The sequence below is a fragment of the Archangium lansingense genome, assembly GCF_026626635.1.
GTDB lineage: Bacteria > Myxococcota > Myxococcia > Myxococcales > Myxococcaceae > Archangium > Archangium lansingense.
In genome coordinates, this window is sequence record NZ_JAPNKA010000001.1 from 2,331,869 (window position 1) to 2,347,479 (window position 15,611).

The following is a 15,611-nucleotide window of genomic DNA, read 5'->3' on the forward strand; positions in this document are numbered from 1 at the left end:
GTCAAGGTGAAGTCCCGGGGCATGTCTGTTCCCCTCCAACGTCCCGGAGGTCTCCCTGGGGCGGGGGACGTGCACTCCCTGACTGCCCGCCCGGCATCCCCTTCGTGATTGCTGCCAATCGCGAACGGCTGCCCTAACGTCAGCGGGTGATGACTGCGACCATTGCCGACAATCCGCTGCTTCAGAACGAAGGACTTCCGAAGTTCGACCGCATCCGCCCGGAGCATGTCGAGCCGGCCATTCGCGAGCTGCTGGCGCGCCTGAATGCCGACCTCGATGCCCTCGAGCGGGACGTCCAGCCCACGTGGGAGGGGGCGGTGGCGCGCCTGTCCGCCATTACCGAGCCGCTTGGCCTCGCCTGGGGCGCGGTGAACCACCTCATGGGCGTGCAGAACAGCCCCGAGCTCCGCCAGGCCCACTCCGCCGTCGAGGGGGACGTCGTCGAGTCCCTCATGCGCATCAGCCAGAGCGTGCCCCTCTATCGGGCACTCAAGGCCCTGCGCGAGGGGCCGGAGTGGAAGAAGCTCGACGCGGCCCAGCACCGGGTCATCGAGGCCTCCATCCGCGACGCCGAGCTATCCGGTGTGGGCCTGGAGGGCAAGGCCCGCGAGCGCTTCCAGGCCATCGAGCGCGAGCAGGCCGATCTCTCCACCCGCTTCACCAACAACGTCATCGACGCCAACAAGGCCTGGTCCATGACGCTCACGAAGCCCGAGGAGGTGGAGGGCCTGCCGCCCAGCGCGCTGGCCATGGCCGCCTACATGGCGATGGAGGGACTGGCCGAGGGAGCCCCCGAGCCCACCCCTGAGAATGGGCCTTGGCGCATCACCCTGGATGCTCCCAGCTACGTGCCCTTCCTCGAGCACTCGCGCCGGCCGGAGCTGCGCGAGAAGCTCTACCGCGCCTTCGTTACCCGCGCCTCCTCGGGAGACCAGGACAACGGTCCGCTCATCGAGCGCATCCTCTCGCTGCGCCTGGAGAAGTCGCGCCTGCTCGGCTACCCGTCCTATGCCGAGGTCAGCCTCGCGGCGAAGATGGCGCCCGGCGTGCAGGCCGTCGAGAAGCTGCTCGGTGAGCTGCGCGACGCCGCCCGCTCGCGCGCCCGCGCCGAAAACACCGAGCTGACCGAGTACGCCCGCCGCAAGACGGGCAATGCCTCGCTCGAGCTGAAGCTCTGGGACGTGCCCTTCTGGGCCGAGCGCCTGCGCGAGGAGCGCTACGCCTACACCGACGAGGAGCTCCGGCCGTATTTCGCGCTGCCGCGCGTGCTGGACGGCCTGTTCGACACCGCGAAGCGGCTCTTCGGCGTCACGGTGCGCGCCGCCAACGGGGAAGTTCCCGTGTGGGACCCGAGCGTGCAGTTCTTCCGCGTGGCCGACGAGTCCGGCAAGGACATCGCCGCCTTCTACCTGGACCCCTACAGCCGCCCGGCCACCAAGCGCGGCGGGGCGTGGATGAATGGTGCGCTCGACCGCAAGCGCAAGCCGGATGGGAGCCTGCGGCTGCCGGTGGCCTACCTCGTCTGCAACGCCACGCCGCCCGTGGGCAACAAGCCCGCGCTCCTCACCTTCCGTGAGGTGGAGACGCTCTTCCACGAGTTCGGCCACGGCCTGCAGCACATGCTCACCCGCGTGGACTACCCCGAGGCCGCGGGCATCAACAACGTGGAGTGGGACGCCGTGGAGCTGCCCAGCCAGTTCATGGAGAACTGGTGCTTCCACGAGGAGACGCTCTCCCGGCTGGCCCGCCACGTGGACACCGGAGAGTCGCTGCCCAAGCACCTGCAGGACAAGATTCGCGCGGGGCGCATCTACCGCGCCGCCTCCATGTCGCTGCGCCAGGTGTACTTCGCCACGCTGGACCTGGAGCTGCACCACCGCTACCAGCCCGGAGGGGACGGACAGGCCGGCTTCCTCGAGGTGCAGAAGCGCGTGGCCCGGGAGAACACCGTGCTCCCGCCGCTGCCGGAGGACCGCTTCCTCTGCGCCTTCACCCACATCTTCGCGGGCGGTTACGCCGCGGGCTACTACAGCTACAAGTGGGCCGAGGTGCTCTCCGCGGATGCCTTCTCCGCCTTCGAGGAGGCGGGGTTGTCCGATGCGCAGGCGCTGTCCCGCACCGGGCGGCGCTTCCGCGACACCGTGCTCGCGCTCGGCGGCAGCCGTCACCCGCTGGATGTCTTTCAGGAGTTCCGCGGCCGCGCTCCCAGCACCCAGCCCCTGCTCAAGCAGACGGGCCTGCTGGAGACGCAGGAGCTCGAGTCGACGGCGCCGATGATGTAGCGCGCCTCAGCGCCCCTTCCCGGCCTGGGTGAGCCCCGCCTCCTGGAGGCGCTCGGCCGCCCAGGCCTCCGCGGCGGTCAGGTGGGGGAAAGTGCTCAGCGGCACGGGGAGGGGCTTGAAGAACAGGATGGCGCTGAGCGACAGCCGGACGATGGGCGACACGACGATGATGGCCGTGGCGACCACCCGCTCGCGCAAGACAGACTCGTGCTGCTCGAACCACTCCACCTGGCGCCAGCGTTGCTCGATGGGCACCAGCCCGATTCGGCTCAGGTCCACGAGGAGGAGGAACCTCTCGCCGCGCCGCAGGTAGCCGGACAAGGTGGCGAGGCACTCTTCGTGCCCATGGGCGGGGAGTGTTCCCGGGAGCCGCAGGTGTAGCAGGGGCCAGCGCGAATCATCGAAGGTGGCCCTGTCGAAAGCGGGCATGTCAGCCGAATCCCAGCCCTAGCTCCCGCGGAGCACCATGCCGCCGCGGGTGTGGCTTATGGGCCCCATTCTGACAGCCTCTCGGAAACGTGCTATTGCGCGCGACCTGGGCGGCCCGGCCGCCTTCGTTCTCGTCGTGGAGCAGGTCGCAATGGAGCAGCGTCGAACCGAGGGTTTCATCTATCTGGCGGGCTTCGGAGCCTCGATTCCGCTGTCCAATTGGATGATCGGCCATGTGGGCGTGGTGTGCCCGGACCAGGGGCCATGTCTGCTCCCCGTGGGGCCGGGCCTGCTCGCCCCCAGTGGTGTCCTCGTCGTCGGCATCGCCTTTGTCCTGCGCGATCTGGTGCAGCGCCGGCTGGGTAAGGGCTGGACGCTGCTGGCCATCGCCCTGGGGGCGGTGCTCTCGGCGCTGCTCGCCCCTCCGCCGCTGGTCGTCGCCTCGAGCAGTGCCTTCGCCATCTCGGAGCTGGCTGACTTCGCCGTCTACACGCCCCTGCAGCGGCGTGGCCTGGTGCTGGCCGTGCTCGCCAGCAGCTTCGTCGGCCTCGTCGTGGACAGCCTCCTCTTCCTCCAGCTCGCCTTCGGCAGCCTCGACTTCCTGGCGGGGCAGGTGGTTGGCAAGGCCTGGATGGTGCTGGTGTCGCTCCCGCTGATCTCCTGGCTCCGGCGCAGGGATGAGCGGCTCGGCATCCTGCCGGCCTGAGCGCGCTCTCCCCTCGCTCAGGAGACGCCTTCGTCCGGGTAGCGGCGGGAGACGTCCTCCTTCACCGCCGCCAGGGCGATGGTGTCCGCGGCCTGGCGCGCCTCCTCGGTGGAGGGCGCCACGTGGGTGAAGTCCGCCAGGGCCTCACTCAGGGCCTGTTCCACGCGCTCGGTGCGGCGGAGGCCTTGTGACTCCAACAACCACCCCACGCTCAGGAGGGCGTAGTGGTGCCAGGCCTCCTCGCCGCCAGTGGCCTCGGCGGTGAGCTCGAGGACCCGTCGCACCGCGTCCGACAGCACCGCCGCGCGATCCTCCTCGTCTGGCGGCAGCGCCACGGAGCGGAAGTACGTGTCCAGCGTGCAGAGCCACTCGTGGGCCACGCCGAGCGCGGAGAGGATGCGCTCGATGTTGCTCTCCACGCGCAGGTCGGGCGGCCCGCCAGGGTTGGGGAAGAAGTGGTGGAAGCCGTAGCTGCCCAGGCTCTCGTTGCCGAGCCGCGCGTCGGCCTTCGTGTACCAGGCCCCGGCTTGCTCGGCGAGCAGCGCGTCGACTCCCTCGAAGAGCGTGCGGCGCGTCTGCTCGTCGAGGTGTCGAGTCTCCGGGGAGATATGGGACGCCAGGTACTGCCGGAGGTGTGCCGCGAGGTGCGCGGGCTTGAAGTCGTCGAGGCTCTCCCGGATGGGGACCCAAGAGTCCTCATCCCTGTGCTTCTTCCTGCTCATGGCGCCTCCCCACCGGAGACCCGTCTCGCGACACCGCGCGCCGCGAGCCGGACGAAACGCGCGTAGCGCAGCACATCCTCGGGGGCTTGGGGAGGGAGATCTACCGCCACGGGTTCCCCGCTCTCCTGGAGCACGTGGGAATTCCAAGCGCGATTCGGCACATCTTTCCGTTTGAGTCGCGTCATGAATCAAGGTGAACGATGGCGCACATCGAGTCGCTCCGAGGAATGTCGTTCTCGGGGATAGAATCGAGTCGTCATGCCCGTTTCATCCAAGCCAGAACCTCATGCCTCCAACCGCTCGACCCTGACGCGAGTGTCCCTGGGAAGTCTCAGGGCCCCCACGTTGGCGAGCTGCCTGGTGCTGATCAAGCATCCCGAGCAGGGCGATGAGCTCAACGGCAAGGAGCTGTGCGATCAGATCCGCAAGCTCCTGAAGAACCAGCCGGGCACCTTCTGCTTCTTCCACGATGGCACCGGGATGGTGAACGCGCGCATCGGTTACGCGAACGCGTTCAAGGAGCTGGATCGTGAGCTGGCGGAGCGGACGACGGAAGTGGTGTGCGCCATCCCCGGCCCCATTCCGCGGATGATGCTCTACACGGTCGCGACGATCGCCGAGAAGCCCTGGAGCATCTTCCGCACCCGCCCTGAGGCGGAGATGTACATGCGGATGCAGGGCTATACGGCTACCGACTACACCCAGCCCTTCGAGGGGATGTTGAAGCTGAGATGGCTGGGCCGCTCCTGAATCGAACATGAGTCTCGAAGCATCTCTGGATTCCCTTCACGCCCGGGTGGTCGCGAGCCAGTGGTTGCGCAGGTTCACTGCCTTCACGCGGGGCTTGCTGGCCGTTGGCTTCCTCCGGCCGGGACTCATCAAGGTATTCGGCCTGCCCTTCACCAGCAGTCCGGGGGATGACGCCGTCGGCCGCTTCTTCGATGCGATGCAGCAGACCGGGGGCTACTGGCGCTTCATCGGCGTCGCCCAGGTCACCGCGGCGCTGCTGTTGTTGATGCCCCGCTCGGGGCCCACGGTGGGCGCGCTTGTGTTCCTGCCCGTCATCCTCAACATCTTCGTCATCACCGTGGCGGTGGGTTTCCAGGGAACGTGGCTCATCACCGGGCTGATGCTGCTCGCGGTGCTCTACCTGGTGTGCTGGGACTATCCACGGTGGAAGAGCATTGTGTTCGAGCCCTCCCCGGAGCGCTCCATTCCCCCCACCCGTGAGCCCGTGCCCTGGGTCCTCACCCTGACGACGGCCCTCGTCATCCAGAGCGGGTTCGGGGCCATGACGGGGTTTGGCAAGGCCTCGGCCATGGTGCTGACGAGTTTCATCCTCGGGTTCGGGGTTCCCCTCTTGCTGTTGATCCTTCGCCGACTCAGGCCCGGGCTCGGCTAAGGGGAGGACGCGACGACGGTCACCTGATGGCCGGCGCGCAGCCGGAGCTTCATGGCGAAGACCCGGAGCAAACGCTTCACCCCCGCGAGTGTTCATCCCCGAAAACTCCTCCTGCTCTGCAAGTGACGTAGAGGGCTCCGGCTCTTTCCGGTGCCTCACCTTCCAGGTATTCAGGGGATTCCTGCTGTAAAGGGCCGGCAACCGGCGTCATGCGCCGTGGGGGGAGTTATGGCGAACCTGAGAGACCTGCCTCGTCAGGCCTGGGGTGACCTGCAGTCGAAGCTGCGCCACCTGCCGCTGGTGGGGACGCTGCGCAACATGCTCGTGGATGCCCCCGAGCTGTCCAGCCCGGTGCCTCGGGACTCGGGGCTGGTGGACGCCGGGCGCGTGGAGGCGTACCAGCGCGCCATCGAGCGCTATGTGCGGCCGGGCCAGGTGGTGGTGGACGTGGGGACGGGCACTGGGCTGCGGGCCCTGCTCGCCTCGCGGCGTGGCCCGCGCAAGCTGTATGCGGTGGATGCCTCGCGCAACCTGGACACGGCGCGCTGGGTGGCCCGTCGCAATGGGCTGTCGGACATCGACTTCGTGCGCGCGGACAGCTCGCGCTTCCACCCGCCGGAGAAGGTGGATGTGCTGCTGCACGAGCAGCTGGGAGACGCGCTCTTCGACGCGGGGCTGGTACCGCGGCTGCTGGGCCTGCGTGACAGGCTGCTGGTACGTGGCGGCCGCATCCTCCCCAACCGCTTCGAGGTCTTCTTCGAGCCGGTGCAACTGCGTGAGGAGGCGCGCCTGCCCTTCATCTGGAACCAGCGCCTGCCGGACGTGGACTTCAGCTGCCTGCAGGCGCTGCGGGACACGCTGAGCCCCGCGTACTTCACCCGCTTCGTCCGGCCGCAGGACGTGGAGCGGCTGCTGTGCTACCCAGAGCCCGCTTTCGCGCTCGACCTGGAGACGCTGCGCGCGGGCTCGCTGCCCCAGCGCCTGCGCCTGGAGCGGCCCGTGGTGCACGAGGGGCGCATGGACGGCCTGTGCCTCTTCTTCCGGGCCCGCTTCGATTCCGAGCTGTCCTTCGACACCTTCCCGGAGCGCCAGCAGGCCTGTACGCCGGTACTCTTGCTGCGGATGGATCCTCGGGACTTTGCCCGTTACGAGACGATCCGCCTGGAGATTTCGTTGCCGGAGCTGTCGGACATCACCACATGGCGATGGAGTTCCATGTGAGGGTACCTGTCTGCGTGTCTCCCGCTTCGTCCTGCTCGCCCTGTTGTTGACTTCGTCCGCTGGTGCACAGACCCCTGGGGGCGCGCAGGCCGGGGGCAAGCCGCGCACCCTGGCCGGCCGGTGCGGCTCGGCCAACTGGGTGTGCGCGGCCCAGTGCATCGATGTGACGTGCGTGGACCGATGTCTGGTCGAGGGGTGCGAGAAGGCGTTAGGGGCGCTCGGGCAGTGCGCTGCGAGGTCCGGCTGTGGTCCGGACGACTCGGCCTGCGTGGCGCGTGTGTGCGGCAAGCAATGCGAGCGGACCTTCGAGCCCGCACCGCCTAGCCCCGAGAAGGAGCTCCCGGACCCGTGCGCGGACGCCTCGATGGGGGCGGGGGCGGTGCCCAAGAAGGTCGTGGGCCGCTGGTTACTGGAGGCGGCCAGCCTCCTCCCGGACGAGAAGCCACGCGTCGAGGGGCTGGAGAGCCAGGACGCGAAGCCTCGCCCGGACTACGGACGCTCGCTGGTGGTGACGCCCGGAGGGTGCTTCCTCATGCGCACGAAGCTGGAGGACGCCACGCTGGGTCGGGGCAATGCGCTGGAGATTCGCTCCTGGGGCGCCTTCCAGGTGAACGAGAAGGACGACTCGGTGGAGCTGCGGACGAAGTCCGGGCAGGCGGTGGGGCCGGTGTGTGGCAAGCCGCGCGTCATCGGCCTGTCCAAGGGGAAGTTCCAGCCGACCTCGTACAAGTATGACGTGGAGGGAGACACGCTCACCCTGACCGCGAAGACGCCCTCGCTGCAGACGTTTCAGTTCCGCCGTCAGACAACGGAGCAGGCAGAGTAGACGTATGTCCGAGCGGATGCACCCTTCCGACGCGTCCTGGCTCCAGATGGAGGAGCCCACCAGCCTCATGGTCATCACCGCGGTGCTCTGGTGCGACGAGCCCGTGGACTTCGAGCGGCTGAAGGAGGTGGTGCGTGAGCGGCTGGTGGAGCGCTACCCGCGCTTTCGGCAGAAGGTGGTGACGGGAGGGTTGCTGGGGACGGCGCGTTGGGAGGATGACCCGGGCTTTCGTCTGGAGAACCACCTGCGGCGCACGAGGCTGCCGCCTCCCGGGGGCCGCGCCGAGCTGGAGCGGATGGTGGGCGAGTCCATGAGCACGCCCCTGGACTTCTCCTGGCCGCTCTGGGAGCTGCACGTCATCCAAGGGTACGAGGACGGGTGCGCGCTGCTGATGCGGGTGCACCACTGCATCGCGGATGGCATCTCGCTGGCGCGGGTGCTGCTGTCGCTGACGGACGAGCGCGCGGCCGGTGGCGCGAGGGCCGAGGACTTCGAGGAAGTGGAAGAGGCGTCGGGGAGGTTGGCGCGGCTGCTGCGGGGAGCGCGGACGGTGGTGGGCTCGACGCGGGCGGCGTGGAAGCGAGGCGCGGAGCTGCTGGCCGAGCCCATCCAGCTCATGGACCTGGCGGTGGAGGGAGCGCGGGGCGCTTCGGCGCTGAGTCGGGTGCTGACGCTGATGCACGACCCGCCCTCGCCCCTCACGGGTGAGCTGGGACGGGTGAAGCAGGTGGCCTGGTCGAGGCCGGTGCCGGTAGGGAAGGTGAGGGAGATTGGCCACGGCACGGGCAGCACGGTGAACGACGTGGTGATGGCGGTGGTGGCGGGGATGCTGCGCCGCTACGTGGCGGCGCGGGGACAGCCGCCCGAGGATGTGCGGGCGGTGGTGCCGGTGAACCTGAGGCCGCTGAGGGAGCCGATTCCACGCGAGCTGGGCAACCGGTTCGGGGTGGTGTTCCTGCCGCTGCCGCTCGGGTTGGAGAACCCGGTGGATCGACTGTGGGAGTTGAAGAAGCGGATGGACAAGCTGAAGCGCTCGCCGGAGGCGGCGGTGGTGTTCGGCATGCTGTCCGCGGCGGGGCTGGCACCGGCACCAGTGGAGCGGATGGCGGTGGATGTGATGAGGAAGAAGGCCTCGGTGGTGCTGACGAACGTGCCGGGGCCGAAGCGGCCGGTGTACCTGGCGGGGGCGAGGCTGGCGGGCGTGATGTTCTGGGTGCCGATGGCGGCGCGGCTGGGAGTGGGGCTGAGCATCTTCAGCTACGCGGGCCACGTGACGCTGGGCGTGGCGGCGGATGAGGGCCTGGTGCCGGATCCACGGGAGCTCATCGAGGACTTCGAGGAGGAGCTCGAGTCCCTGGCCGAGGCGGTGAGGGAGTCCGGGCACTCCAGTCCGTTGCACTGAGCCCTGTCACCAACCCCGCGCCACCCATCACCCACCGCCACCCATCACCCACCGTCACCCATCACCCACCGCCACCAACCCCTCTCCCCTCGGGAGAGGGACGGGGTGAGGGTATCGAGAGCCCTGGATTGAGCCTATCGAGTCCCAGGCGGGTCCGTACCTGTGAGAGCGGGCAGAGGCAGGCCGTGTTCACAAACCCTGGCCAGGCTGTCCATTCTCCTGGAGGACTCAACTCGCCGAGGAGCACCGGTCATGCATCCCGAGCAGCGTGAAGAGACCACGAGGACCAGCCTGGTACGGCCGAGCCCGTGGCTTGTCCGGTACAGCCAACGCCGGGGGAGTGGCTTGTCCATTCCTGGAATGCGCGGGGCTGGCCGGGCCACTCCGCCGCGCTGCTGTTGAACCCACGGCGGAGTGGCCGCCAGCTCTCCAACCTCTCCCTTTCCATCCGGCCAATGCCCTTCGGGCTCCTGCCCGAGGTGCACCTCTCCCGCTTCGCCCTCTCTTGGAGCCGAAGCCTGGGCCGGGGTGCGCGTGCATGCACCGGTCCTTGGCCTGGGAAATCCACATTCTCGTTCTGCTCATTGACGCAAGGAGAGCGCCATGTGCCACCACGCCTATACGCAGCTCGCGAAGCTCCTCGCATCCCGGAAGGTGAAGACCACCGCGGTGGCCCTCCTCGTTGCCGGTGCGCTCGTCATCCACGCCGCACCGCCCGAACGTTTCCTCACGGCGGTCGCAGGAGGCTCACTCGGATTCTCGCTCCTGTTCGCCTGGCTGTTCTTCCACAGCGGTCTCCGTCAGCTCCCCGAGAGACAGCGAGGACCCTTCCTCCTCGTGGTGCTCGTGGTGCTGTCCGCGCTGCTGGTGGTGCAGGCCCGGGCCGTCCTGAGTCTGGCCACGGCGGCGCTCCACTCCCAGGATTCGCAGGGTCCACCTCGGGAGGAGGTGGTGCTCAGCGACCGCGCTTCTTCTGGAAATCATTGAGAGCGCGCGTGGTCTTCCGGGTGTCCTGCTTGGGGCGGACCACTTCCTGGACGAGCTTGCGGTAGCTCTCCAGGCGCTCCGGGGCGAGCTGCCCGCTTCGGAGCGCCTCCCGGACGGCGCAGCCGGGCTCCTTCTCGTGGCGGCAGTCGCTGAAGCGGCACCCGGCCGACAGCTCCTCGATATCCACGAAGGCGGTGCGCACGCCCTCCTCGCTCTCCATCAACCCGAGCTCGCGCATGCCCGGCGTGTCGATGACGAGGCCCCCCTGCGGCAGCACGAATAGCTCGCGGTGGGTGGTGGTGTGCCGGCCCTTGTCGTCCTCGCGCACGGCGCCCACCTCCATGCGCGCCGAGCCCACCAGCCGGTTGATGAGGGTGGACTTGCCCACGCCGGACGAGCCGATGAGCGCCACCGTCCGGTTGCCGCCGATGTACTGCCAGATCGCGTCGAGCCCCTCGCCAGTGAGGCTGCTGACGGTGTGCAGGGGGACGTCCGGTGCCAGGGTGGCGATGCGCTCGCGGGCGGCCACCAAGTCCTCGCAGAGGTCCGACTTGGTGAGCACCAGCACGGGCTGGGCCCCGCTGTCCCAGGCGACCGTCAGGTAGCGCTCGAGTCGCCGCGGATTCAAGTCCCGCGTCAGAGCGGAGACGAGGAAGACCACATCCACGTTGGCGGCCACCACCTGCTCCTCGTCGGCCCGGCCGGCGGCCTTTCGGACGAGTTGGGTGCGCCGGGGCAGCACCGCCTGGATGATGGACGTGCCCTCCTGGATGCGAGGCTCGAAGGACACCCAGTCCCCGACGACGGGGCGCACGGACTGTCCCTTGCGGATGGCCATGCGCAGCCGCCCCGGGATGGTGGCCCGCATGTCCCCGCGCGCTGAATAGAGCACGTACTCCACGCCAAAGTCGGCGCCGATGCGCGCCGGCTCCTCGACATCGCTCGCGCGGGAGCGCCAGGCCTCCTGGAAGGGGGGCCCCCAGCCGAGCTTCTCCAAGACGTGCTCATCCATGCTCATGCGGCGCCCACACTATGCCCATCCGGGTGGGGTTGGGGTAGGGAGACGTCATGCGTCCCGCGCTTCTCACCCGATGGAACACCCCAGAGGGCCGCCGCCGCCGTGAGCGCCTCGTGACGCTCGGGCTGCGAGGGTCCTGGCGCGAGGTGCTCGTCGGCTTCCCGGGGACGGCCGAGCTCGGGGACAACCTGGGGGACCTGCGGGGCATCGATCTGAGCGGGGAGGAGCTGCCCGAGGCGGACCTGCTGAGGGCACGGCTCGACGGCGCGCGGCTGGACGACTGCGGGCTCGCGGAGGCCCGGCTCGATCTGGCGACGCTCTCGGGGGCCTCGCTCACCTGGGCGCGGATGGAGCGCGCGAGCCTGGTGGCGTGCGTGGCCCTGGACACGCGCTGGGATGACGCGCTCCTGGAGGGCGCGGTGCTCACGGCGTCCAACCTGGCGCGAGGCTCCTTTCGACGAACCAAGCTCCGCGATGCCCGGCTCACCGCGGCCTCGTTGATGAAGGCGGACCTGCGGTGCGCGGACCTGCGCGGGGCGGACCTGGCGTGGTGCGACCTGGAGGAGGCCCACGTCGCCTGTGTCCGGCGGGACTGGCCACGCACCTATGAGCTCCAGGACAACGGCCTGGTGGAATACGCCACCCAGGCGGGCTTCTCCTCCTTCCTCGACACCTTCCTGCTACCTCCGGGGGTGCTCTCGCTTCGCTTCCTCTCGAAGAAGGACACCCTTCTGCACGTGGAGGCGGCGCTGGATGCGAGCCCCGACCCGGGCGCGGAGATCCTCGCGCTCCTGAAGGAAGAGCAATGGCAGTTCCACGTGGTGGCCGCCGCGGCCCTGGTGCTCGGCGGCTCGAGCGAATCCACCCGGGTGGCGCTGTGGGAGTTGCTCGACCGCTGGAGCGCGGCCCACGCGCAGCTCACGGTGGCCGCGCTCCTCACCGCCCCGGACTTCGAGGAGAAGGCGCGTGCCCGGCTCGAAGAGGCCAGCCCGGTTCGTGAGGAGGTTCGCGACAGTCTCACGTGGGCCTTGCACCGGAAGACGGGCCGCGGAGCACTGCCGGTGAAGACCCCGGTGGAAGGAGCGACCCGTGCCGAGGGCTGGTTGAAGGCCCTCCGCTATTACGTGGACCCTCGGGTCCAGGAGACCTGGGTCCACCTGGCATAGGGTTTTGCGCTACCTTCCGCGGCGAGATGGAGAAGGATTCCAGGCCCGAGGGACAGTCGCGCTCCCGCGTATGGTCGGTGACGGTGGCGACGCTGCTGGGCGCCGCCCTGGGCGAGTGGACCCATGTGCCCGCCGGTGCGCTCCTCGGCGGCATGCTGGTGTCGCTGGTGGCCGCCCTCTCGCTGTCGGTTCACGTCCCCGTGCCAAGGCCGCTGCTGCTGGGCGCGCAGGCGGTGCTGGGCGCTGCCCTCTGCTCCTCCTTCAAGCCCGCTGCGTGGAGTGCACTCGCCGAGAACTGGCCCGTCGCGCTCGTCAACGTGGTGGGGGTGGTGGCCATTGGCCAGGGAGTGGCGCTCGTCTTCGCCCGGCTGGGAGGCGTGGATGTCCGCACCGCCACCATTGGCCTGATGCCGGGAGGCGCCTCGGCCATGGTGGCCTTGAGCGAGGAGCTCGGTGCCGACTCGCGCCTGGTGACGCTCTTCCAGTACCTGCGTCTGGGCGTGGTCATCCTCGTGGCGGCGGCGGTGGGCCGGTGGACGGGGAGTGTGCCGGACACGCAGGTGGCCACCGTCGCGGCGCTGCCTGGGGCTCCGTCTCCCGTGATGGCGTGGGGCGTGACGGCCCTCGTCGCCCTCATCGGCGGAGCCATGGGGACGTGGCTGAAGCTGCCCGCGGGTGGCTTCCTGGGGCCCATGCTCCTGGGCATTCCTCTCACGGCCCTGGATGTGCCGGTGGGTGCGTGGCCTCCGGGCGTGCTGCCCGTGGCGCTCTGGGCGCTCGGGACGCGCGTGGGCAGCCACTTCGATGAAGCGGCGGTGCACGAGCTGAAGCGCGTGGCGCTCGGCGCCCTCGTGGCCGCGGTGGCCATGGTGGCTGGGTGCCTGCTGCTCGCCTGGCTCTGGTCCTCCGTGAGCGGGGTGGATCTGCTCACCACCTACTTCGCCACCTCGCCCGGTGGGGCCGACTCGGTGCTCGCCATCGCCCTGGGGACCCACGCCACCCTCTCCCTGGTGGTCGCCGTGCAGGTGGGGCGGCTGCTGCTCGTCTTCCTCGTCGCCCCCGTCTTCATCCGCCGCCTGGCCGCGCGGCGGTAGCTCACACCAGCCCGTGCTCCTCGAGCTTGTTGTAGAGGGTGCGCCGGCTGATGCCGAGCAGGCGCGCGGCCAGCGTGCGGTTGTCTCCGGCGCGCTTCAGGGCGTCCACCAGCGCCTGCCGCTCCATCTCCTTGCGCTGCGACTCCAGGGTGCGCCCCTCGTTTCCGGTGCCGCCCACGGCGGGGATTGCCGGGGAGCTGGGAGAGAGGCTTACCGGCGCGGGAGCCGGAGCCGCGGGGACGATGCCCGGCTGTCGTGCCACCTCGCGCCTCACCTCATCACCGGTGAGGATGGGGCCGTCGGAGAGCACTACCAGGCGCTCGATGAAGTTCTGGAGCTGGCGCACGTTGCCGGGCCACGGCTGAGCCCGCAGGGCGTCGAGTCCGTCTGGCGTCAGGGTGAAGGGGGGCCTGCCGTTGGCCTTCGCGTGCACCTCGAGGAAGTGGCGCACGAGCGGCTCGATGTCCTCGGGCCGGGCGCGCAGCGGGGGCAGCCACACCGGCACCACGTTGAGCCGGTAGAAGAGGTCCTCGCGGAACTCGCTCTTGCGCACCATCTCCTCGAGGTTGCGGTGGGTGGCCGCCACGAAGCGCACGTCCACCTTCAGCGTCTGCGTGCCGCCGAGCCGCTCGAACTCGCGCTCCTGGAGGAGCCGCAGCAGCTTCACCTGCACCTGCGGGGTGATGTCGCCAATCTCGTCGAGGAAGAGGGTGCCCCCGTTGGCCAGCTCCACACGGCCGGGCTTGCGGGTGGCCGCGCCGGTGAAGGCGCCCTTCTCGTAGCCGAACAGCTCGCTCTCCAGCAGCGTGTCTGGCAGCGCTGCGCAGTGCAGCTTCACGAAGGGCCCGCCGCGCCGAGGGCTGGCGTCGTGCACCGCCTTGGCGGCCAGCTCCTTGCCCGTGCCGGACTCGCCGCGCAGCAGCACCGTGGCCGTGCCCGTGGCGGCTCGTGACAGCATCGCCTGCACCTCGGCCATGGCGGTGCTGGTGCCCACGAAGGAGCTGGCCTCCTTCGCCAACGGGCGGGCTCCCTCCTCTTGCTGCTGCGCGCGCAGCAGCGCCTTGCGGATGCTGAAGAGGATCTCCTCCCGGTCGAAGGGCTTGAGGGCGAAGTCCGCGGCGCCAGCCTTCATGGCCTCCACGGCCAGCGGCACGGTGCCGTGGGCAGTGAGGAGGATGACGGGCACGTCCGGCCAGGAGCGCCCCACTTCAGCCAGCAGCTCCATTCCGCCCATGCCGGGCATGCGCACGTCGCTCACCACCACGTCGATGGGCTTGCGGCCCAGCAGGCCAAGTGCCTCCTGACCATTGGACGCCGTGTGCACGGTGAGCCCTACCTGGCCCAACAGTGCACCGAGCACCTTGGCCACGGCGGGGTCGTCGTCTACCAGCAACACGCTTCCCTTCAGCAGCTCGGCCACGGTGCTTCGTCTCCTGGTACGGGGCCAGGTGATGCTACCCCGCCCGTCCTGGCGCGTCAGCGCCGACGCTGCTGGCCCGCACCCTGCGTGAGATTGCCCGTCCTTCCGGGCCCCGGAGCCCCGCTCGGATGGCGAGCCGGAGGGGGGCGCGCGCAGGGGAGGGGCGGGCTCGGGGGTTACCTCTTATGGAGCCTCCCAGGAGGCGCATCCCCCATGAACAGGCTCTACCGGACCCTCATGGTGCTCGTGCGGCCAGAAGGAGGGCCCGACCTGCGCTGAGGTCTCCTCCGGCGGTACGGGCCACTTCGAGGCTGTCGAGGTGGTGTACGACCCGGCAAAGGTCACCTACGAGCGGTTGCTGGCGGTCTTCTGGCATAACGTGGATCCACTCACGGGGGACGGGCAGTTCTGCGACAAGGGCAGCCAGTACCGCTCGGCCATCTTCGTGCATGACGAGGCACAGCGGCGGCTCGCCGAGGAGTCCAAGCGGGCGCTGGATGCTTCGGGACGGTTCTCCCAATCTTGTGGTCGGGATGCACGCCTGCGGGAGGTCTGGGGCGACGAGGCAGGGACGTAGGGGCGCGCCTGCGGCTTGAGGGGCTACAGCAGTAGATGGAGCAGGGGGCTCACAAGGGGTTGCTCGGTCCCCTGCACGGCCGCGGCGCATGAAGGTGGGGGGAGTCCGAGAAGCGGACGCGGGCTCGGCAATGCCTCGCTCGGTAGGTAAGCCTCGCCTGATTCATAAACAATTGGCTATTCACGTACATCGCCTATCACATCCGGCACCTGGCTCCTCTTCCTGAAAAGAAGGCGACCGCGCACCGCAGTTCGCCATTGCCCAGGAGAGCGGCACTCTCTCGATCGACTCTGACAGCAGCGCCGCGGTGTACACGCCTCCTGTCGACCCGAGTGCCCTCGACTTCACGGCCGACAACA

The 15,611-nt window shown here is 69.3% G+C and carries 14 protein-coding genes and 1 pseudogene; 11 read left to right on the top strand and 4 right to left on the bottom strand.

The window, feature by feature from the left end; translation table 11 throughout:
* The first annotated feature begins 149 nt into the window (after window positions 1-149).
* Window positions 150-2,282 carry a M3 family metallopeptidase gene (locus OV287_RS09325; protein ID WP_267533647.1) on the top strand — a complete coding sequence of 711 codons (2,133 nt, stop codon included), beginning with the start codon at window positions 150-152 and terminating at the stop codon, window positions 2,280-2,282.
* Window positions 2,283-2,288: 6 nt separating this feature from the next.
* Here the strand turns inward: OV287_RS09325 and OV287_RS09330 are convergent, their stop codons facing one another.
* On the bottom strand, window positions 2,289-2,711 hold the full coding sequence (locus OV287_RS09330) for a SpoIIAA family protein (RefSeq protein WP_267533648.1): 423 nt from the start codon (window positions 2,709-2,711) through the stop codon (window positions 2,289-2,291).
* A 151-nt stretch (window positions 2,712-2,862) separates the two neighbouring features.
* Here OV287_RS09330 and OV287_RS09335 point away from each other — a divergent pair, with 151 nt between their 5' ends.
* Complete coding sequence (locus OV287_RS09335) at window positions 2,863-3,417, top strand: VUT family protein (protein WP_267533649.1); 555 nt, start codon at window positions 2,863-2,865, stop codon at window positions 3,415-3,417.
* 17 nt (window positions 3,418-3,434) lie between these two features.
* Here the strand turns inward: OV287_RS09335 and OV287_RS09340 are convergent, their stop codons facing one another.
* Window positions 3,435-4,139 carry a hypothetical protein gene (locus OV287_RS09340; protein WP_267533650.1) on the bottom strand — a complete coding sequence of 235 codons (705 nt, stop codon included), beginning with the start codon at window positions 4,137-4,139 and terminating at the stop codon, window positions 3,435-3,437.
* A 360-nt stretch (window positions 4,140-4,499) separates the two neighbouring features.
* On the opposite strand from OV287_RS09340, the gene OV287_RS09345 reads away from it, so the two are divergent.
* The 6 genes from OV287_RS09345 to OV287_RS09370 all read left to right on the top strand — a co-directional run bounded on the left by OV287_RS09345 (window position 4,500) and on the right by OV287_RS09370 (window position 9,977).
* Window positions 4,500-4,889: a hypothetical protein gene (locus OV287_RS09345; RefSeq protein ID WP_267533651.1), complete on the top strand. Its 390-nt coding sequence runs from the start codon at window positions 4,500-4,502 to the stop codon at window positions 4,887-4,889.
* Between the two features lie 7 nt (window positions 4,890-4,896).
* On the top strand, window positions 4,897-5,541 hold the full coding sequence (locus tag OV287_RS09350) for a hypothetical protein (protein ID WP_267533652.1): 645 nt from the start codon (window positions 4,897-4,899) through the stop codon (window positions 5,539-5,541).
* 228 nt (window positions 5,542-5,769) lie between these two features.
* A complete protein-coding gene (locus OV287_RS09355; protein ID WP_267533653.1) occupies window positions 5,770-6,762 on the top strand; it encodes a methyltransferase domain-containing protein in 993 nt (330 codons plus the stop codon).
* Window positions 6,763-6,808: 46 nt separating this feature from the next.
* Window positions 6,809-7,588, top strand: a complete 780-nt coding sequence (locus tag OV287_RS09360; protein WP_267533654.1) for a hypothetical protein — start codon at window positions 6,809-6,811, stop codon at window positions 7,586-7,588.
* Between the two features lie 4 nt (window positions 7,589-7,592).
* Window positions 7,593-8,990, top strand: a complete 1,398-nt coding sequence (locus OV287_RS09365) for a WS/DGAT/MGAT family O-acyltransferase (RefSeq protein ID WP_267533655.1) — start codon at window positions 7,593-7,595, stop codon at window positions 8,988-8,990.
* A gap of 603 nt (window positions 8,991-9,593) precedes the next feature.
* The gene (locus OV287_RS09370; RefSeq protein ID WP_267533656.1) at window positions 9,594-9,977 is read left to right on the top strand and encodes a hypothetical protein; all 384 of its coding nucleotides are present in this window, start codon (window positions 9,594-9,596) and stop codon (window positions 9,975-9,977) included.
* On the opposite strand, the gene rsgA is transcribed toward OV287_RS09370, so the two are convergent.
* Window positions 9,946-10,995: a ribosome small subunit-dependent GTPase A gene (rsgA, locus tag OV287_RS09375; protein ID WP_267533657.1), complete on the bottom strand. Its 1,050-nt coding sequence runs from the start codon at window positions 10,993-10,995 to the stop codon at window positions 9,946-9,948. The two genes, OV287_RS09370 and rsgA, sit on opposite strands and share 32 nt — an antisense overlap.
* Window positions 10,996-11,045: 50 nt before the next feature.
* On the opposite strand from rsgA, the gene OV287_RS09380 reads away from it, so the two are divergent.
* Window positions 11,046-12,161 (top strand): pentapeptide repeat-containing protein, encoded by a 1,116-nt coding sequence (locus OV287_RS09380; RefSeq protein WP_267533658.1) that lies wholly within the window; start codon window positions 11,046-11,048, stop codon window positions 12,159-12,161.
* A gap of 26 nt (window positions 12,162-12,187) precedes the next feature.
* A complete protein-coding gene (locus tag OV287_RS09385) occupies window positions 12,188-13,255 on the top strand; it encodes an AbrB family transcriptional regulator (RefSeq protein WP_267533659.1) in 1,068 nt (355 codons plus the stop codon).
* A gap of 1 nt (window position 13,256) precedes the next feature.
* Here the strand turns inward: OV287_RS09385 and OV287_RS09390 are convergent, their stop codons facing one another.
* Window positions 13,257-14,675: a sigma-54-dependent transcriptional regulator gene (locus tag OV287_RS09390; RefSeq protein WP_267533660.1), complete on the bottom strand. Its 1,419-nt coding sequence runs from the start codon at window positions 14,673-14,675 to the stop codon at window positions 13,257-13,259.
* Between the two features lie 262 nt (window positions 14,676-14,937).
* Here OV287_RS09390 and OV287_RS09395 point away from each other — a divergent pair.
* Window positions 14,938-15,252: pseudogene (locus tag OV287_RS09395) on the top strand (peptide-methionine (S)-S-oxide reductase); the annotation flags it as partial.
* Window positions 15,253-15,611: the final 359 nt, after the last annotated feature.